At 69.1% G+C, this 18,099-nt stretch carries 19 protein-coding genes and 1 pseudogene; 11 read left to right on the plus strand and 9 right to left on the minus strand.

Translation table 11 applies throughout. The annotated features are described in order from the left end of the window. The 7 genes and pseudogenes from B0W88_RS33705 to B0W88_RS19760 all read left to right on the plus strand — a co-directional run. A pseudogene (locus B0W88_RS33705) lies at positions 1–235 on the plus strand (hypothetical protein); the annotation flags it as partial. After that, positions 232–2,478, plus strand: coding sequence for a secretin N-terminal domain-containing protein (locus B0W88_RS19735; protein ID WP_077036343.1), 2,247 nt, complete (start codon positions 232–234; stop codon positions 2,476–2,478). The pseudogene B0W88_RS33705 and the gene B0W88_RS19735, both read left to right, overlap by 4 nt. Continuing rightward, positions 2,475–2,960, plus strand: a complete 486-nt coding sequence (locus B0W88_RS19740; protein ID WP_077036344.1) for a type II secretion system protein — start codon at positions 2,475–2,477, stop codon at positions 2,958–2,960. The genes B0W88_RS19735 and B0W88_RS19740 overlap by 4 nt, the downstream gene beginning before the upstream one ends. Before the next feature lie 5 nt (positions 2,961–2,965). Continuing rightward, positions 2,966–3,358, plus strand: a complete 393-nt coding sequence (locus B0W88_RS19745) for a type II secretion system protein (RefSeq protein WP_077036345.1) — start codon at positions 2,966–2,968, stop codon at positions 3,356–3,358. Positions 3,359–3,410: 52 nt separating this feature from the next. Next, positions 3,411–3,875 carry a hypothetical protein gene (locus B0W88_RS19750; RefSeq protein WP_083748914.1) on the plus strand — a complete coding sequence of 155 codons (465 nt, stop codon included), beginning with the start codon at positions 3,411–3,413 and terminating at the stop codon, positions 3,873–3,875. A 143-nt stretch (positions 3,876–4,018) separates the two neighbouring features. Continuing rightward, on the plus strand, positions 4,019–4,954 hold the full coding sequence (locus B0W88_RS34440; RefSeq protein WP_198937884.1) for an NF038120 family PEP-CTERM protein: 936 nt from the start codon (positions 4,019–4,021) through the stop codon (positions 4,952–4,954). A 38-nt stretch (positions 4,955–4,992) separates the two neighbouring features. Next, positions 4,993–8,163 (plus strand): S8 family serine peptidase, encoded by a 3,171-nt coding sequence (locus B0W88_RS19760; protein WP_077036348.1) that lies wholly within the window; start codon positions 4,993–4,995, stop codon positions 8,161–8,163. 159 nt (positions 8,164–8,322) lie between these two features. Here the strand turns inward: B0W88_RS19760 and B0W88_RS19765 are convergent, their stop codons facing one another. Both B0W88_RS19765 and B0W88_RS19770 read right to left on the minus strand, forming a co-directional pair. Beyond that, positions 8,323–8,769: a hypothetical protein gene (locus tag B0W88_RS19765; RefSeq protein WP_144006857.1), complete on the minus strand. Its 447-nt coding sequence runs from the start codon at positions 8,767–8,769 to the stop codon at positions 8,323–8,325. Positions 8,770–8,817: 48 nt separating this feature from the next. Next, positions 8,818–9,249, minus strand: coding sequence for a VOC family protein (locus tag B0W88_RS19770; RefSeq protein WP_077036350.1), 432 nt, complete (start codon positions 9,247–9,249; stop codon positions 8,818–8,820). A gap of 101 nt (positions 9,250–9,350) precedes the next feature. Here B0W88_RS19770 and B0W88_RS19775 point away from each other — a divergent pair, with 101 nt between their 5' ends. Then, positions 9,351–9,875: a CAP domain-containing protein gene (locus B0W88_RS19775; protein ID WP_077036351.1), complete on the plus strand. Its 525-nt coding sequence runs from the start codon at positions 9,351–9,353 to the stop codon at positions 9,873–9,875. Here B0W88_RS19775 and B0W88_RS19780 read toward each other — a convergent pair. From B0W88_RS19780 to B0W88_RS19800, 5 genes are read right to left on the minus strand one after another with little or no spacing between them, the layout of a single operon-like run. Then, positions 9,847–10,494 carry a response regulator transcription factor gene (locus tag B0W88_RS19780; RefSeq protein ID WP_077036352.1) on the minus strand — a complete coding sequence of 216 codons (648 nt, stop codon included), beginning with the start codon at positions 10,492–10,494 and terminating at the stop codon, positions 9,847–9,849. The genes B0W88_RS19775 and B0W88_RS19780 overlap by 29 nt on opposite strands. 33 nt (positions 10,495–10,527) lie before the next feature. Next, a complete protein-coding gene (locus B0W88_RS19785) occupies positions 10,528–11,775 on the minus strand; it encodes a sensor histidine kinase (protein ID WP_077036353.1) in 1,248 nt (415 codons plus the stop codon). Positions 11,776–11,821: 46 nt separating this feature from the next. Beyond that, entirely contained in the window at positions 11,822–12,931 is a 1,110-nt protein-coding gene (mnmA, locus tag B0W88_RS19790) for a tRNA 2-thiouridine(34) synthase MnmA (RefSeq protein ID WP_077036354.1), read from the minus strand. 34 nt (positions 12,932–12,965) lie between these two features. Next, positions 12,966–13,340, minus strand: coding sequence for an SgcJ/EcaC family oxidoreductase (locus B0W88_RS19795; RefSeq protein WP_077036355.1), 375 nt, complete (start codon positions 13,338–13,340; stop codon positions 12,966–12,968). A gap of 16 nt (positions 13,341–13,356) precedes the next feature. Further along, the gene (locus tag B0W88_RS19800; protein ID WP_077036356.1) at positions 13,357–13,851 is read right to left on the minus strand and encodes an NUDIX hydrolase; all 495 of its coding nucleotides are present in this window, start codon (positions 13,849–13,851) and stop codon (positions 13,357–13,359) included. Positions 13,852–13,945: 94 nt separating this feature from the next. Here B0W88_RS19800 and B0W88_RS19805 point away from each other — a divergent pair, with 94 nt between their 5' ends. The 3 genes from B0W88_RS19805 to B0W88_RS19815 are packed head-to-tail and all read left to right on the plus strand — an operon-like array spanning position 13,946 to position 16,823. Continuing rightward, on the plus strand, positions 13,946–15,061 hold the full coding sequence (locus tag B0W88_RS19805) for a Re/Si-specific NAD(P)(+) transhydrogenase subunit alpha (RefSeq protein WP_077036357.1): 1,116 nt from the start codon (positions 13,946–13,948) through the stop codon (positions 15,059–15,061). Between the two features lie 17 nt (positions 15,062–15,078). After that, positions 15,079–15,402, plus strand: a complete 324-nt coding sequence (locus B0W88_RS19810) for an NAD(P) transhydrogenase subunit alpha (RefSeq protein ID WP_077036358.1) — start codon at positions 15,079–15,081, stop codon at positions 15,400–15,402. Beyond that, a complete protein-coding gene (locus tag B0W88_RS19815; protein WP_077036359.1) occupies positions 15,399–16,823 on the plus strand; it encodes an NAD(P)(+) transhydrogenase (Re/Si-specific) subunit beta in 1,425 nt (474 codons plus the stop codon). The genes B0W88_RS19810 and B0W88_RS19815 overlap by 4 nt, the downstream gene beginning before the upstream one ends. Here B0W88_RS19815 and B0W88_RS19820 read toward each other — a convergent pair. Together B0W88_RS19820 and B0W88_RS33710 are read right to left on the minus strand one after the other, a co-directional pair. Then, entirely contained in the window at positions 16,807–17,649 is an 843-nt protein-coding gene (locus B0W88_RS19820; RefSeq protein WP_077036360.1) for a PEP-CTERM sorting domain-containing protein, read from the minus strand. The two genes, B0W88_RS19815 and B0W88_RS19820, sit on opposite strands and share 17 nt — an antisense overlap. Positions 17,650–17,724: 75 nt before the next feature. Continuing rightward, positions 17,725–18,099 (minus strand): hypothetical protein (locus B0W88_RS33710; protein WP_158080891.1); only part of this gene is annotated, 375 nt, incomplete at its 5' end.

The raw sequence follows: 18,099 nt of genomic DNA on the forward strand, positions 1-18,099 counted from the left end.
GGTCGTCGCGGCCCCGGCGGCGCCCGCCTTCCCCTACGAACTGATCGGCCGCATGGAAGAGCCCGGCGCCACCGTCGCCTTCCTGTCCAGCCCGCTGCGCAGCCTCGGCGTGCGCGCCGGCGACGTGGTCGACGGCCAGTGGCGCGTCGAGCAGATCGGCCCCACCGGCATGACCCTCACCTGGCTGCCGGCCAAGCTCAAACAAACGATTGCATTCCGCCCCGCAGCATCATGAAGACCAAGCCGCTCACTCTCGTATGGATGCTCGCCGTGGCGGGCCTGGCCGGCTGCGCCAACCCGGCGCTGCGCACGGCCGATGACCAGGTCAAGGCCAACCAGTTGCCGCTGGCCTGGATGACGCTGGAGGCCGCGGCCCGCCAGTACCCCGAGGACCACGAGATCCGCATGGCGCAGATCAAGGTGCGCGAACAACTGGCCACGCGCCTGGTGCTGCAGATCGACGGGCTGCGCGCCGCCGGCCGCTGGGACGAGGCGCGCGAGTCCGTCCAGCGCCTGCGCGAGGTCGACCCCAAGCATCCGCGCCTGGCCTGGTTCGACACCGAGCTGGAACGCGGCCGCCAGGCCGAGGCCAAGATCGTGGCAGGCCGTGCGCTGCTGAAGGACGGCAAGGCCGATCGCGCCGAGGCCCTGGCCCGCGAGGTGCTGGCCGAGTCTCCGCAGAACGGGGCCGCCCGCCTGCTGATGAGCCAGGCCATGCAGGCGCGGCCGCTGGAGGACACGGCCGGCATGACGCTGGGCCCCGCCTTCCAGAAGCCGGTCACGCTGGAGTTCCGCGACGCGCCGCTGCGCCAGGTCTTCGAGGCCTTGTCGCGCAGCTCGGAGGTGAACTTCGTGTTCGACCGCGACGTGCGGCCCGATGCCCGCGTCACCGTCTTCCTGCGCAACGTCACGCTGGACGAGGCGATGCGCGTGATCCTCGGCACCCAGCAGCTGGACCGCAAGCTGCTCAACGAGAGCTCGGTGCTGATCTATCCGGCCACCGCCGCCAAGCAGCGCGAGCACCAGGAGCTGGTCACCCGCACGCTCTACCTGACCAACGCGGACGTGAAGACCGTACAGGGCATGGTGCGCACGATCGCCAAGGTGCGCGACATTCATATCGACGAGCGGCTGAACCTGCTGGTCGTGCGTGACACGCCGGAGGTGGTGCGCCTGGTGGAGAAGCTGGTCGCCTCGGTGGACCTGCCGGAGCCCGAGGTGATGCTGGACGTGGAGGTGATGGAGCTGGCCTCGGACAAGGTGGAGTCGCTGGGGCTTCAATGGCCGACCTCCGCGCAGATCGGTTTCATGGACAGTTCGACGGGCAAGTATCCGGACTCCGTGGTCCTCGGCCACACGAGCCCGTTGAAGTTCCGCGCCAGCATCGCCAACCCGGCCATCGTCGCCACGATGACCGGCAACGCCAGCGACGCCAACCTGCTGGCCAACCCGAAAATCCGCGTCCGCAACCACGACAAGGCCAAGGTCGTGATCGGCGAGAAGGTGCCGGTGTTCACCACCACCACCAACTTCAGCGGCCAGACTTCGGTGGCCGCCTCGGTGAGCTACCTGGACGTGGGCCTGAAGCTGGAGGTCGAGCCCTCGGTGCAGCTGGACAACGACGTCATCATCAAGCTGAACCTCGAGGTCTCCAGCCTGCTGAACCAGGTCACCGGCCCGGGCGGCACCACCGCCTACCAGGTCGGCACCCGCCAGAGCACCACCTCGCTGCGCCTGAACGACGGCGAGACGCAGGTGCTGGCCGGCCTGATCAACGACGAGGACCGCGGCACGTCCAATGGCATCCCCGGCCTGTCCCGGCTGCCGCTGCTGGGCAAGCTGTTCGGCGTGCAGGGCACGAACCGCAGCAAGACCGAGGTGGTGATGCTGATCACCCCGCACATCGTGCGCAACCTGGTGCTGCCGGACAGCGGCGTCACCCGCGTGGCCGGCGGCACCGACGCTTCGCCGGGCTCGTTCAGCAGCATCATCCGCCCGGCCGCTCGCGTGGGCGGCGCGCTGACGGCGGCGCAGATCGCCAGCCGGCCTGGCGTGCCCTCGCTGATCGAAGGTGCCGGCAGCGCGTCCCAGCAGCAGCAACAGCAACAACAACAGCAGCCGTCGGCGATGGCCGGCGAAGCCCTGGTGCGCTATGAGGTCACGCCCTCGACGCCGGCCGGTGGCACCGTCTCGGTGAGCCTGAAGAACGAGAGCGGCTTTGCGGTCAAGGGCGAGATCAGCTACGACGCCGCCAAGCTGCAGTTGCCGCAGATCGTGCCCGGCGCATCGCCGGGCCTGCTGCCGATCGAGCTGCCGGCGCGCGGCGAGAAGGTCGTCGTGCTGCGGGCGCTGCCGGCGGCCAACGGGCAGGTGACCAATATCGAGGTCGGCAACCTGGTGGCCACCGGGCCCAACGGCGAGCAGCCCGCCGCCCGCGCGGAAGGCGTGGGCCTCTTGACGGTGGAAATGCCCAAGTGAGGCCGGCTCCTGCGGCGCGTGCGCGCGGCTTCACGCTGATCGAGATGCTCGTCGTCCTCGCGATGATGGGCGTGCTCGCGGCGGCCGCGCGCCCGATGCTGCAGATGTCCGCCCAGCGCAGCCGCGAGCACGAGCTGCGCCAGGCGCTGCGCCAGATCCGCACGGCGATCGATGCCTACAAGAAGGCGGCCGACGAGGGGCAGGTCGCCCATGCCGCCGACGCCAGCGGCTACCCGCCCAGCCTCGACGCGCTGGCGGCCGGCGTGGCCGACGCCAAGTCCGTCAAGGGCCGCAGGATCTACTTCCTGCGCCGCGTGCCGCGCGACCCCTTCGCCGACCCGGCGCTGGCGCCGGCCGACAGCTGGGGCCTGCGCAGCGCCGACAGCCCGCCCGACTCGCCGCGTCCCGGGGCGGACGTGTTCGATGTGTACTCACGTTCGGAGAAGCGCGGGCTGGATGGTTCGCGCTACAGGGATTGGTAGACGTCATGATGACGAAGAAGCACCCGCAGCGCGGCTTTACCCTGATCGAGCTGATCGTCGTAATGGCGATCGTCGCGCTGCTGACCTCGATCGCCGCGCCGCGCTATTTCGGCGGGCTGCAGAAGTCCCGGGAGACCGCGCTGCGCACCTCGCTGGAAACCATGCGCGACGCGATCGACCACTATGTGGCCGACAAGGGCAAGTACCCCGACTCGCTGCGGCAGCTGGCCGAGCTGCACTACATCCGCGAGATCCCCGAGGACCCGCTGAGCGGCAAGCGCGACCAGTGGGTGGAGGTCATGCCGCCACCTGACGCGCAAAGCGCCGGCAATCTCTATGACGTGCGCAGCGGCGCCGCCGGCCGCGCCTCCGACGGACGGCTGTATGCCGACTGGTAAGTCACCGCGGCGTGACTTGACGAGGAGCCAGGCGGGCTTCAGCTACCTGGTCATGCTGTTCTTCGTCGCCATCACGGCGGCAGCGCTGGCGGCGCTGGGGCAGAGCTGGAGCAACGCCGCGGAGCGCGAACGCGAGGCCGAGCTGGTGTTCCGCGGCAACGAGATCGCGCGCGCCATCGCGAGCTACGTCGCCGCTTCGCCGGACCCGACCATCAAGCAGTACCCGCGCACGCTGGAAGACCTGCTGATCGACCGTCGCGGCGTAAAGATCCGCTATCACCTGCGCCGCATTTATGTCGACCCGTTCACCAACGCGGCCGACTGGGAACTGGTGCCGGTGCCCGGAGACCCTACTCGCTTCAATGCGGTGCGTAGCCGCTCGTTACATCCGCTGTTGCGCACGCACCAGGATGAGGGGACGCCCGTTTCCCAGGCGAAAGATTGGGCGTTTATCGCACCTCGCGCAGACGCTCCGGCCACGCCCGCGAGTGTCCCAGGATCGGCGCCGCTGCCTTAATTTCGGCGCCGAACGCGACCCCTATAACTCACCTAGACAAGTCTCGAATTTGAGACTTGTCGGGTCTAACCCTGTGTACCCCTTGGTCGCGGGGATGGGCAACTCGCTATGTCGTTGTCAACCCCCATGAGCACAATAAATTCATGCACAAGTCACGACTAAGTGATTTCTGTGCAGTTGGGGAACTGCGTGGAACTCGGCAAGACCAGGGAAACAAATCCTCAAAACGGTGCGCACCAAACGACCATTGGTTCAAAAAAGAGGTTTTCAACATGAAGAGTTTCTGGACGAAATCTGCAATGGGCGCAGCGGCTGCGCTGCTTTGCGCCGGCGCGGCGAATGCGTATGTGATCGACTTCGAGGGAGTCGACACGTCGAGCCTGCCCCTGGGCGACATCTTCCTTGGCGGTGACCAACTGGCCATCGGCAACTATGTGATCAACACGCAGGATGTGGGCGGTGGCGACGGCCTGCTCGGCTCGATCCGCCGCGCTGCCGATCCCAGCTCCTGCCTGGATGGCGGCCCCTGTGCGTCCAACAACTCGACGGACTACCTGCAGATTGACAACGACGGCCTGCTGCACATCTACAACGGCTCGCCGACGCTGACCAGCATCTCCTTCAGCAGCGCACAGGTCGCCTTCCTGAAGGCCTCGGGCGACACCGCCGGCTCGACTGCCATGTATTTCGCCGTTGAAGCCGACAGCTACACCGCCGACGGCACGATGCTGGGGTATACGGTTTATGCCGCGCCTGTGAGCGGCAGCGGCTCCTTCGTCAACATCACGACAACCGCTGCCGGCACACTGACCGGTGGCCAGGCGCTGGGGAGCTGGGGCAACCTTTCGGGCGCTGGCCTAAACAATGCGGCCGTCACCGACCTGTTCTTCTACGCCTACTACTGCAACCCGACCTCGGGCAGCTGTGCGGCCTTCAAGTCCGACAAGGGCCAGTACGCGATCGACAACATCGCACTGGACGTCTCGGCCGTTCCCGAACCTTCCGAATGGATGCTGATGGTGGCCGGCCTCGGCGCCGTCGGTGGCATCGTCCGCCGCCGCCGCAACAACGCCGCCTGAGCCACAGAGCCAAGAACATCCAGAGGAACAAGAACACCATGATGAAACTCAAGTCCACCGCCATCGCCGCGCTGGTGCTGCTGTCCGGCGCCGCCGCCCAGGCCCAGTCCGATGCGAAGGTCTACATCGTCCAGCTGAAGGAAGAACCCACCACCACCTACCAGGGCACGACCGCCGGCTACGCCGCCACGCAGGCCGTCGCCGGCACTGCCTTCAATGGCCGCAGCCCGGCCGCGCTGGCCTACGGCGGCTACCTGCGCGACAAGCAGATCCAGGTGCTGTCCACCGTCAGCACCACCGCCCCGATCAGCCAGCTCGACACCGTCGTCAACGGCTTCACCGCCATGCTGACCTCCGCGCAGGCGCAGGCACTGAGCTTGAACGCCAACGTGGCGCTGGTCGCCGAAGACCAGATCGTCAACCCGGTCACCATCACCACCCCGATCTTCCTGGGCCTGACCGCCGCCAACGGCATCTGGTCGCAGACCGATGCCAACAGCCTGAAGGTCAAGGGCGAGGGCATGGTCCACGGCAACGTCGACCTGGGCATCTGGCCCGAGAACCCCGCCTACGCCGACCGCGTGGACGGCACCGGCGCCCCGACCTTCAGCGGCGGCACCCTGGCCTACGGCCCGCCGCCGGCCACCTTCACCGGCAGCTGCGTCGCCGGCGATGCCTTCGACCCGGCCACCGCCTGCAACAACAAGCTGATCGGCGCCAAGTCCTACAGCGCCAACCTGATGGCGGGCAAGTCCTTCCACTGGACCTCCTTCAACTCGCCGCGCGATGACCTGGGCGGCGCCACCGGCCACGGCGGCCACGGCGACCATACGGCTTCGACCGTTGCCGGCAACAGCCTGGTTCCGGCCGTCGTCAATGGCATCACGATGGGCAATGCCTCCGGCATGGCCCCGCGCGCCCGCATCGCCTCGTACAAAGTCTGCTTCACCTACGTGAACGCGGCCGCCACCGACGGCACGGGCAGCCAGAATGCCTGCTCCTCCGCCGACTCGCTGCTGGCGATCAACGACGCGGTCAAGGATGGCGTCAACTCGATCAACTACTCGATCAGCGGCGCCACCGGCACCACCAACGACATCGTCGAGCAGGCCTTCTACCGCGCTGCGCTGGCCGGCATCTTCGTCGCTGCCGCCGCCGGCAACGACGGCCCGGGCAACACCGCCAACCACCCGAGCCCCTGGCTGACGACCGTCGCTGCCGCCACGCACGACCGCCTGATGGCCGGCGACGTGAACCTGGGCAACGGCGCCAAGTACAGCGGCGCTTCGCTGAACGTCAACGCCCTGCCGAGCGCCTCGCTGGTCCGCGCCGAAGACGTGGGCCTGGGTGGCGGTGCCGCCAACCTGTGCTTCAGCGCCGCCAGCGCCGCCTCGGCCGCGGGCCAGGTGCTGCTGGACCCGGCCAAGGTCGCCGGCAAGATCGTCATCTGCACCCGCGGCACCAATGCCCGCGTCGACAAGAGCCTGGCCGTGCTGAACGCCGGCGGCGTCGGCATGGTCGAGGTGGACAACGGCGCCGGCCTGGTGTCGGAAGTCCACTCGGTGCCGACGGTCCACGTCAGCGCGGCCGACGGCGCCCTGATCAAGTCCTACGCGGTCAGCGCCGGTGCCGGCGCCACGGCCTCGGAAACCGCCTTCTACGCCGGCAAGCAGCCGGCCCCGACGATCGCCTCGTTCTCGGGCCGCGGCCCCAACCTGGCTGACTCGAACGTGCTGAAGCCGGACGTGGCTGCTCCCGGCGTCGGCGTGATCGCCGCCGTGACCCCGGCCCTGACCCAGGCCCAGCGCACGCAGATGACGTCTGCCACGCTGAGCCCGGTCCCCAACGCCTGGGCCTCGTACGACGGCACCTCGATGGCCACCCCGCACGTCACTGGCATCGCGCTGCTGCTGAAGCAGGCGCACCCGACCTGGTCGCCCGCCGCGATCAAGTCCGCGCTGATGACCTCGGCCATGGACACGCTGGACGACGGCCTGACCGGCATGCAGAACGGCAAGCTGCCCTGGTCGCAGGGCGCCGGCTTCATCCAGCCGAACAAGGCGATGGATCCGGGCCTGGTCTACGACATGGGCAAGGCCGACTTCGTCAAGTACCAGTGCCTGACGCAGAAGAGCCTGGTCTCCGCTTCCGACTGCTCGACCTACGGCACGCTGGACCAGACCTACAACCTGAACCTGCCGTCGATCACCGTGGGCACGATGGTCGGCCCGACCGTCGTCACCCGTAGCGTCACCAACGTGGGCACCGCTGCCGCCACCTACACCTCGACGGCTTCGCTGCCGGGCATGGGTTCCGTGGCGGTTTCGCCGGCCTCGCTGACGCTGAACCCGGGCGAGACCAAGTCCTTCACCGTCACGATGACCCCGGGTGCCTCGACCCCGCAGTTCACCTGGATGTACGGCTCGCTGAGCTGGACAGACGGCACGCACGTGGTCCGCAGCCCGATGCTGGCCTACAAGGGTTCTTCGATCAGCGCTCCGGCCGCCGCGGCTCCTGCCACGGTCCTCTCCGGTAGCCGCACCTTCACGGTCCGCACCGGCTACGCCGGCAAGATGACCGTCGCCAAGGGCATCCAGGACGTGACGCTCGGCCCGGTCACGACGCTGGTGGCCAACACCGCGCTGGATGTCGGTGTCGCCTGCAAGTCCGGCGTGCCGAACGCGGCGCTGGCGCAGTACAGCTTCACGATCCCGGCCAACACCATCGTGGCGCGCTTCGCTCTGCGCAATGCGGACGTCAGCAGCACCGGCGACGACAACGACCTGGCCGTGGTGGCGCCGGACGGCACGACCACGATCTCGGGCAGCGGCACCTCGCACGAGACCGTCGAGATCCTGCGTCCCGCCGCCGGTGACTACCGTGTCTGCGTGGCTGCCTATGCCGGTACCGCGCCGATGACGCACAAGCTGTCCAGCTGGATCGTCAAGTCGGGCGACACCGCCGGTGGCACGTTCAACGCTGCGGTCGCGACGACCGTCTATGCCGGTGGTTCCTCGACGGCCGGCATCAGCTGGTCCGGCCTGCAGACCAGCCACCGCTATGTGGGCGGCGCGATGTTCCTGGATGCCAGCGCCACGCCGGCCGCCGCGACCTCGCTGACGATCGACACGACCCCGAACACGCCGTCCGAGACCGTCACCCCGGCCTCCGACAGCAAGAAGGGCGTGGCCCAGGTCGCACCGCAGTAAGACAGAAGAGCGCACTGCACCGCCCGCGAGGGCGGTCGCTCGGGCCGCACATCGCAAGGTGTGCGGCCTTTTTCTCGTTGGCGCCGGACGAAGAAGAAAAGCCCCCGGGGCCAGGGCCGCGGGGGCTTGATCGATGAAGGAAGGACGGCGGGCGAAAGATCAGTCGAGCCGGCCCGCACCGCCCAGGCCCAGCTGGCAGGTCTTCTTGCCGTCGCTGACGCGCGGGCGGCAGGTGGCGGCGGGCGGGGTCAGCATGCGGCAGTCGGACAGCATGCCCGCGGCCTGCACTTCGCGGCGCTCGGCCGCGGACTGCGCGGCTACCGCGGCGGCCAGCGTCTCCTGGTCCGTGCCCTTCTGCGACCAGGCCAGGTAGCCGCTCGGGCCGCCGCAGGCCTTCGCGCCGACGGCGACGACGCGGCACTGCGTCGGATGGTCGCACTCGGCATCGCCGATCAGCGACTGCACCTTGCTCATCAGCTGGGCGGAAGACTGGTTGGGCACCGTGGTGCCGTCATCGGCCGCCGCACAGGCGACCGCCATGCCGGCCAGCCCGGCCAGGGCCAGGCGCTGCAGCAGGGGGCGAAGAAAACGGGAATGCTTGTTCATGTGGGCATCGTCCCCCATGCCCCCCGGCGAGGCAAGTTAAGGAAGGTATCAACTTGACTCGGCCCAGGGGTCGTAGCTGCCGAAACACCAGAGGTGGCCTTCCGGGTCGCGGCAGGTGTAGACGCGGCCGCCGTAGTCCTGGTCGGCGATGGGCATGACGATCTCGGCGCCGGCCGCGCAGGCGCGTTCGTAGTGCTCATCGATGGCGTCGACGACGATGTACGGGCACTGCGTCGAGCGGCCGCCGCATTCGCCGGGCTGCAGCACCCAGCGGCCGAACTCGCTGCCCGGCCGCACCGAGCCCAGCATCACCATCGCATCGCCGCGCTTGGCGTCGCGCATCACCAGTTGCGCGTGGGCGATGCCGCCCTCGCCATCGGGCACCACCAGGCCGGCCTCGAAGGCGAAGGCGCGGGCCAGCCAGTCGATGGCGGCGGGGGCGTCCTGGTAGCGCAGGCTGGGGATCATCGTCGCGGGCATCGGAGGCTCCTGGCGTGAGCGGGGCAGCAAGCAGCGATTGTGCGCCGATGCAGGAGGGTTGCATGCGTCGAGATACGACGTTAGGACCTAACATCCGATCCATGCGCATCCTGCCGTCCGCCCTGCTGGCTCTCGCGCTGCCCTGGGCTCATGCGGACTGCCAGCCCGCGGCCGAGCAGGCGCTGGCCGCTGTGAACGCGCTGCGCGCCCGCGCCCAGGTCTGCGGCGGCCAGCCGATGGCCGCCGCGCCGCCGCTGCGCTGGAACGCGATGCTGGCCGGCTCGGCACGGCTGTTCGCCGACGAGCTGGCGCAGCGGGGCGTGGTGACGCACGAGGGTCAGGTCTCGCGCACGCTGCCGGCGCGGTTGCGTGCGGCCGGCTACCGGGTGCAGCGGGCTGGCGAGAACATCGCCGCCGGCGAGCAGGACCTGGACGACGTGCTGGCCCAGTGGCTGTCCAGCCCCGACCACTGCGCGAACCTGATGCAGCCGGAGTTCCAGGACGTGGGCCTGGCCTGTACCGACGGCGGCACCCGCTACGCGCGCTTCTGGGTGCTGCACCTGGGCGCGACGCCCGAGCAGCGCCGCGACGCGCTGCTCAGATCCAGCCCAGATCGATCGCCCTGAGCACCGCCTGCGTGCGGTCGCGTACGCCCATCTTCGAGAAGATGGCCGAGCAGTGGTTCTTGATCACGCCCTCGCTGTTGCCCAGCAGCGCGGCGATCTCGGTGTTGCTGCGGCCGCTGGCCACCAGGCGCAGCACCTGCAGTTCCTTGGGCGAGAGGGCGTCGGGCTGGTCCGCCGCCGCGAAGGCCAGCGGCTCGCCGTGGCGCTCCATCCGCGTGGTCAGCGAGGGGCGCAGCGCGGTGCCGCCGGCGTGCACGTCGCGCAGCGCCTGCAGCAGCGTGTCAGGGCTGATGGCCTTCAGCAGGAAGCCGCGCGCGCCGGCGCGCACCGCCTCGTCGAAGGCCTGGGCATCGTCGAAGGTGGTCAGCAGCACGACCGGGATCGCCCAGGCCCGCGCGGCCAGCGCGCGGATCAGGCCCAGGCCGTCCAGGCGCGGCATGCGCATGTCGGACAGGATGATGTCGGGCAGGCCCTCGCCGGCGGCGGCCAGCCATTGCAGCGCCTCCGCGCCGTCGCTGGCCTCGCCGACGATCTGCAGCTCATCGCTCAGCGCCAGCAGGCCCTTGAGCCCTTCTCGCACCAGTTGCTGGTCCTCGACCAGCAGGATCTTGATTGCCATGGTCACTTGATTGGTCACAAGTCGGACGGTTCTTCAGGCGGTTCGCGGGCAGCGCAGCTCGATCCGGAAACCCGGCCCGGCATGCTGCACCACCTGCATGCTGCCGCCGAGCTCGGCCATCCGCTCCGCCATGCCCTTCAGGCCGTTGCCGGGCATGAGGCGGGCGGCCCCGGGGCCGTCGTCCTCGATGCTCAGCCGGACCTCGGCATTGTCAGGCCTGGCGCCGTCGACGGCCAGCGTGACCCGCACATGGGCGGCCCGCGCGTGACGCACTGCATTCGTCACCGCCTCCTGCACGCAGCGCAGCAGCGCATGGGCCACGCGCGGGCTCAGGTCGCGGGCCTCGGGGGCGATGTCCAGCTCCACCCGGGTGCTGGCGATGCCGTCGGCCAGCGCCTGCAGCGCGCTGCTCAAGTCGATGCGCGGCTCGCTGCGCTGGCGCGAGACGGCCTCGCGCACGTCGGCCAGCAGCCGGGCCGCGCCCTCGCGGGCCTTGTCCACTGCCTGTGCGGCGCCGGCCGGATCCTGCCGCTGAAGCAAGGCGCTACCCAGCTGGAGCTGCAGGTTCAGCGCGGTCAGGTGGTGGCCCACCACGTCGTGCAGCTCGCGCGCCATCAGCGTGCGTTCGCTGTAGCGCAGCTGCTCGGCCTGCAGCGCTTCGGCGCTGAGCCGCTCGGCCAGCATGGCCTGCAGCCAGCGGCGCTTCTCGGCCTCGTCGGCGGCCATGCGGCCCAGGCCGAAGGCCATGCCGTGCAGCGCCAGCATGGCCATCAGGAGACCCAGGCTGTCGAACCAGGCGGGCACGTCCTGCGGGGCCTGAGCGGCGGCCTGCGGAAGGAACCAGTAGAGCAGCAGGTTCAGCAAGACCTGGCCCAGGGCGAAGAACAGGGCGGGCCGCACCCGCAGCAGCAGCGCGGCCAGCGCGGTGACGAGGAAGGGCAGGCCCGGCGTCACCGCCAGCGCCAGCGCGTCGATCAGCAGGATGCGCCCCAGCGCATGCGGCAGCGGCCGGTCGGCGCGGCTGTCGCGCGCCAGCTGCCAGTAGGCCCAGGCGAACAGGCCCAGCAGGGTGAGGCAGATCAGCAGCAGCAGCGGGGCATTGGGCGAGCCGCCCAGGCGCAGCCACAGCGCGGGCACGACGCCGTCGTAGGCATCGGTGCGGTAGCCCAGCAGCGTGGCCGCGGCCGAGGCCAGCTCCAGCAGGCAGACGGCCAGCGCGGCGGCGCGCAGCACCACCGAGGGCTGGGCGATGCGGGAGAGGAGTCGGTCGAGCTTGTTCAAGCGCGCGAGGGTGCCACAGATCGGAGGCGCCGCCGCGTGCCCGAGGTCATGCCGCGGCGCTGGCGATCACGCCGCCGCCCAGGCACACCTCGCCGTCGTACAGCACGGCGCTCTGGCCGGGCGTGACGGCCCATTGCGGCTCGGCGAAGCGCAGCTCGAAGCGCTGCTCGCCCTCGCCGGTGAAGCGGCAGGACGAATCGGCCTGGCGGTAGCGGGTCTTGGCCGCGATCTCGCTGTCGGCCGGCTGCGAATCGGTCCAGCTGATGTCGTCGGCGACGAGGCTCGTGCTCTGCAGCCAGGGATGGTCGTGGCCCTGCACGACGACCAGCGTGTTGGCCTCGATGTCCTTGCGGGCGACGAACCAGGGCGCGTGCTCGCCGCCGCCGCGCTGGGCGCCCTTGTCCTTGACCCCGCCGATGCCCAGGCCCTGGCGCTGGCCCAGCGTGTAGAAGGACAGGCCCACGTGCTCGCCGATCTTGCGGCCGCGCTCGTCCTTGATCGGGCCGGGCTGGTGGGCCAGGTAGCGGTTCAGGAACTCGCGGAAGGGCCGCTCGCCGATGAAGCAGATGCCGGTCGAGTCCTTCTTCTTCGCGTTGGGCAGGCCGATCTCCTCTGCGATGCGGCGAACCTCGGTCTTCCTCAGTTCGCCGACCGGGAACAGCGTCTTCTCCAGCTGCTGCTGGTTCAGCCGGTGCAGGAAGTAGCTCTGGTCCTTCGTGTGGTCCACGCCCTTGAGCAGCTGAACTGACCCGTTATGCCGACGGACCCTGGCGTAGTGGCCGGTGGCGATCTTCTCGGCGCCCAGGCGCATCGCGTGGTCGAGGAAGGCCTTGAACTTGATCTCGGCGTTGCAGAGCACGTCCGGGTTGGGCGTGCGGCCGGCCTGGTACTCGCGCAGGAAGGCGGCGAAGACGCGGTCCTTGTAGTCGGCGGCGAAGTTGACGTGCTCGATCTCGATGCCGATCACGTCGGCGACGGCGGCGGCGTCCACGAAGTCGATGTTGGACGAGCAGTATTCGCTGTCGTCATCGTCTTCCCAGTTCTTCATGAAGATGCCGACGACCTCGTGCCCCTGCTGTTTCAGCAGGTGGGCAGTCACGGCGGAATCGACGCCGCCGGACAGGCCGACGACGATGCGTTGCTTGGGGGAGCTCATGGCTCCGATTGTCCCAAAGCGGGCACAACCGGGCTCAGGCAAGGAGATTCGCGTCGCGCGCCAGCCGCCAGCGGCCGTTCTCCTTGCGGAACACCGTGAGCGTGTGGCCCTTGCGTTCGATCGCCGGCTTGCCCGTGGGCGTGACGGTCACCTGCAGCCTCGACCAGGCATAGGCCATGTCGCCGCTGACCGAGACCTCCTGGATCTCGCTGCGCCCGTCGATCTCCATCGCGCCCTGCTGGGCCCGCGAGGCCGCCGCGAACTCGGCCTTGCGCATCGGCTCGCGGCCGGGCACGAGGAAGACGACGTCCTCGGTCATCAGGCCCAGCACATGGTCCACGTCGCCGGCCTTGCTGGCCCGCATCCAGTCCGCCACCAGGGCGCGGATCTGCTGCTCGTCGCTGTCCATAGCAGTTTTCCTCCGCTCAGTTCTTGACCTGCGGCATGTACAGAGAATTGTCCGAATGAATTGCATCCAGCGGCAGCCGCCGGCCGCTCAGATGGTCGTCGATGCATTGCAGGACGAGAGGGCTGCGCAGGCGGTGCGCGGCGGCGCGGATCTCGTCCGGCGTGAGCCACAGCGTGCGCACGATGCCCTTGTCCAGCACCCAGCCGGCAATCGGCTCGCCCACGCTGCCGCTGAAGGCGATGCGCAGGTAGGTGATGTCCTCCGATCGCGATGGGCGCTGGGTTCTCGAGAGGTACAGGCCCAGCAGCGCATCGGCGGCGAAGGGGCGCCCGGTCTCTTCCAATGCCTCGCGCACGACCGCTTCCAGCGGCGACTCACCGGGCTCCAGATGGCCCGCCGGGTTGTTCAGCATCAGGCCCTCGGAAGTCACTTCCTCGACCAGCAGGAAGCGTCCTTCCTGCTCGATCACCGCGGCCACCGTCACACTGGGCCGCCAACGTTCGTTGTTCATCAACTGTCGCTTTCACGCTTGTCCGTATGCCGCACGCTGAACCTATTGTGTAAGCTGCGCCGCAGTCCGCTATTCGAACACGGGAGCGCTTCCTATGCTGATCGGGGTACCGCGCGAGAGCGCGGCGGGAGAAACGCGCGTGGCCGCCACGCCGGAAACGGTGAAGAAGCTGGTCGCGCAAGGCCACACGCTGCGCGTGGAGAGCGGTGCGGGCCTGTCCGCCAGCGTCACCGACGAGGCCTATGCGGCGGTCGGTGCGCAGATCGTCGACCGTGCCACGGTCTATCAGGCCGACCTGCTGCTGAAGGTCAAGAGCCCCAGCGCCGAGGAATTGACGCTGCTCAAGTCCGGCGCCGCGCTGGTGGGCATGCTCAACCCCTTCGACCGGGACGGCCTGCAGGCGCTGGCGTCCGCCGGCCTCACCAGCTTCGCGCTGGAAGCCGCGCCGCGCACGACCCGCGCGCAGAGCATGGACGTGCTCTCCTCGCAGGCCAATATCGCCGGCTACAAGGCCGTGATGATCGCCGCCGACAAGTACCAGCGCTTCTTCCCGATGCTGATGACCGCGGCCGGCACGGTGAAGGCCGCGCGGGTGGTGATCCTGGGCGTCGGCGTCGCGGGCCTGCAGGCCATCGCGACGGCCAAGCGCCTGGGCGCGGTGATCGAGGCCTCGGATGTGCGTCCTTCGGTCAAGGAGCAGGTCGAATCGCTGGGTGCCAAGTTCATCGAGGTGTCCTACGACACGCCCGAGGAGAAGGAAGCGGCCGAGGGCGTCGGTGGCTATGCCAAGCCGATGCCGCAGAGCTGGCTCGATCGCCAGAAGGTCGAGGTCGCCAAGCGCGTGGCGCAGGCCGACGTGGTCATCACCACCGCGCTGATCCCCGGTCGCGCCGCCCCGGTGCTGGTGACCGAGGACATGGTCAAGGCGATGAAGCCCGGCTCGGTGATCGTCGACCTGGCCGCGCCCAACGGCGGCAACTGCCCGCTGACCGAGGCCGGCCGCACGGTGCTCAAGCACGGCGTCACGCTGGTCGGCGAGACCAACCTGCCCGCGCTGGTGGCCGCCGATGCTTCGGCCCTCTACGCGCGCAACGTGCTGGACTTCCTCAAGCTCGTGCTGACCAAGGAAGGCACCTTCAACGTGCCGATGGACGACGACATCGTCGCCGCCTGCCTGATGACGCAGGGTGGCGAGGTCAAGCGCAAGTAACTCTCCGGGGACATTCCATGGAACTCGACATCGTCAACCACACGGTCACGAACCTGATCATCTTCGTGCTGGCCATCTACGTGGGCTACCACGTGGTCTGGACCGTCACGCCCGCGCTGCACACGCCGCTGATGGCGGTGACCAACGCGCTCTCCGCGGTGGTCATCGTCGGCGCGATGCTGGCCGCCGCGCTCACCGAGACGCCGTTTGCCAAGACCATGGGCGTCGTCGCCGTGGCGCTGGCCGCGGTGAACATCTTCGGCGGCTTCCTCGTCACGCGGCGGATGCTGGCGATGTTCAAGAAGAAGGAAAAGAAGGCCACGACGGAGGCCGCCAAATGAGCATGAACCTCGTCGTCCTGCTCTATCTGTTCGCCAGTGTCTGCTTCATCCAGGCGCTCAAGGGCCTCTCGCACCCGACCACCTCCATCCGCGGCAACGTCTTCGGCATGGCCGGCATGACCATCGCCGCGCTGACGACGGTCGCGCTGATCTTCAAGCTCGGCGGCAGCGCCATGGGCCTGGGCTGGGTGCTGATCGGCCTGGTGGCCGGCGGCGGCTACGGCGCCTGGCGGGCCAAGACGGTCGAGATGACCAAGATGCCCGAGCTGGTGGCCTTCTTCCACAGCATGATCGGCCTGGCTGCCGTGGCGATCGCCGCCGCCGCCGCCAGCGAGCCCTCGGCCTTCGGCATCGCGGCCAAGGGCGACAGCGTCATCCCGGGCGGCAACCGCATCGAGCTGGCCCTGGGCGCCTTCATCGGCGCACTGACCTTCACCGGCTCCGTGATCGCCTGGGGCAAGCTCTCGGGAAAAAGCAAGTTCCGCCTGTTCCAGGGCGCGCCGGTGGTGTTCAAGGGCCAGCACACGGTCAACGCGCTGCTGGGCCTGGCCGCGGTGTTCTTCATCTTCGGCTTCTGGCACAGCCAGTCGCAGATGGACTTCGGCCTCGTCGTGCTGTTGGGCTTCGTGCTGGGCGTGACGCTGATCATCCCGATCGGCGGGGCGGACATGCCGGTCGTCGTCTCGATGCTCAACAGCTACTCCGGCTGGGCGGCGGCGGGCATCGGGTTCAGCCTGAACAACGCGATGCTGATCATCGCCGGTAGCCTGGTGGGCAGCTCGGGCGCGATCCTGAGCTACATCATGTGCAAGGCGATGAACCGCTCGTTCTTCAACGTGATCCTGGGCGGCTTCGGTGGCGATGCCACGGCAGCCACCGGCGGCGCCCAGCAGCAGCGCAACGTCAAGAGCGGCAGCGCCGACGACGCGGCCTTCGTGATGGGCAATGCCGAGAGCGTGATCATCGTGCCGGGCTACGGCCTGGCGGTGGCGCGCGCCCAGCATGCGGTGAAGGAACTCGCCGCCAAGCTCACCGAGAAGGGCGTGACGGTCAAGTACGCGATCCATCCCGTTGCAGGGCGGATGCCCGGCCACATGAACGTGCTGCTGGCCGAGGCCGAGGTGCCCTACGACCAGGTCTTCGAGATGGAAGATATCAACGCCGAGTTCGGCCAGGCGGACGTGGCCATCATCCTGGGCGCCAACGACGTGGTGAACCCGGCCGCGCACGTGAAGGGCAGCGCGATCTACGGCATGCCCATCCTGGAGGCCTACAAGGCCAAGACCATCATCGTCAACAAGCGCTCGATGGCCGCCGGCTACGCGGGCCTGGACAACGAGCTGTTCTACATGGACAAGACGATGATGGTGTTCGGCGACGCGAAGAAGGTCGTCGAGGACATGCTCAAGGCCGTCGAGTAAGCCGGCGGCTCACCACGTAGGCCAGCCCCGCACCCAGCAGCAGCGCGCTGCCGGGTTCGGGCACCGGCATCGCCGAGGTCACGAAATGGCCGTCGGTGGCCGCCCCGGTCGAGGCGGTGAAGCCGTAGAACAGCGGGCTGCCGGCCAGGTCGCTGAAGTCGACGCTGGCCTGCACGCTGAAGGTCTGGAACTGCGAGGGATCGCCGTCCGCCGTGTACACCTGCAGGAAGCCGACCAGCGTGCCGGTGGCGTCGCCGTTGCCTGAAGGGCTGTAGCTGAGGCTGGCGTAGGACTGGAAGGGCACGTTGCGGATCGCGTCGCCCAGGCCGGTCTCGGTGACGGCCACCGGCGTGGTGTCGCCGTTGCGCAGGATCTGCAGGCTCGGCGAGACCGGCTCGCCGTCGAAGTGGAAGGTGTCGATCGCCAGCGCCACGCTGTGGTCCAGCCCCTCGTAGCCGAGCGAGCTGCCGGTGCCGCCGGCTGCCGCGGTGGTGGACAGCGTGAAGGTCATGCCGTCGCCGCGCAGCTCGTTGCCGGCGATGAAGAAGTTGAAGTCGAAGAAGAAGGGCGCGTTGAAGTCCAGCGCCAGCGCGGTCGGCGCGAAGCCGGCGCCGACCTGGCCGTTGCCGCCGGGCGCGGTGAGCATCAGGTCGCTGTAGGTGAAGCCGTTGCCGGGCGTCATGTTCGACGCGGTGGCGCTGCCGAACAGGGTCCAGCTGGTGAAGTCGGTGTAGTGGGTGGACAGGCTGTCGCCGGCCGCCGTGGCGGCCTGGGGCAGCAGCGTGAAGCCGGCCAGCGTGCTGGCGGCGAGCAGGGTGCGAAGCATGATGCGAGTCTCCTTCGGGTGGTGCGGACGGAGAGAGCGTCGAACTTCGCCGTTAGGCGAGCGTTAGTCGGTGCTTCAGCTGATCGCCAGCGTGACGGCGTCTGCCAGCGGCGCGGCCGCGGCCTGCGCCCACAGCGCCTGTACCCGGGCAGAGTCCAGCTGGCGGGCCGCCAGCCGGCGGATGCGACGCATGTCGCGCCGGTCTGTCTCGCTGAGGCAGCCGAAGCTGCCCAGCCACAGCGCCTCGGCCGCCGCCGCGATGCGCAGCGCCGGCTCCGGCTCGCGCAGGTGGGCCAGCGGATGCGGCAGATACCAGAGCGCGAAGGCCAGCTCCAGCCGCAGCAGGTGCTCCCAGGCGAGGCGGGCGCACTGCCGGTAGCTGACCGCCGCATCGGGCCAGCGGCGCAGGCCGCGCTGTGCGTCGCCGCGGGCCACCAGCATCTGGCACAG

It is taken from the genome of Pelomonas sp. KK5 (assembly GCF_001984095.1).
Taxonomy (GTDB): Bacteria; Pseudomonadota; Gammaproteobacteria; order Burkholderiales; family Burkholderiaceae_C; genus KK5.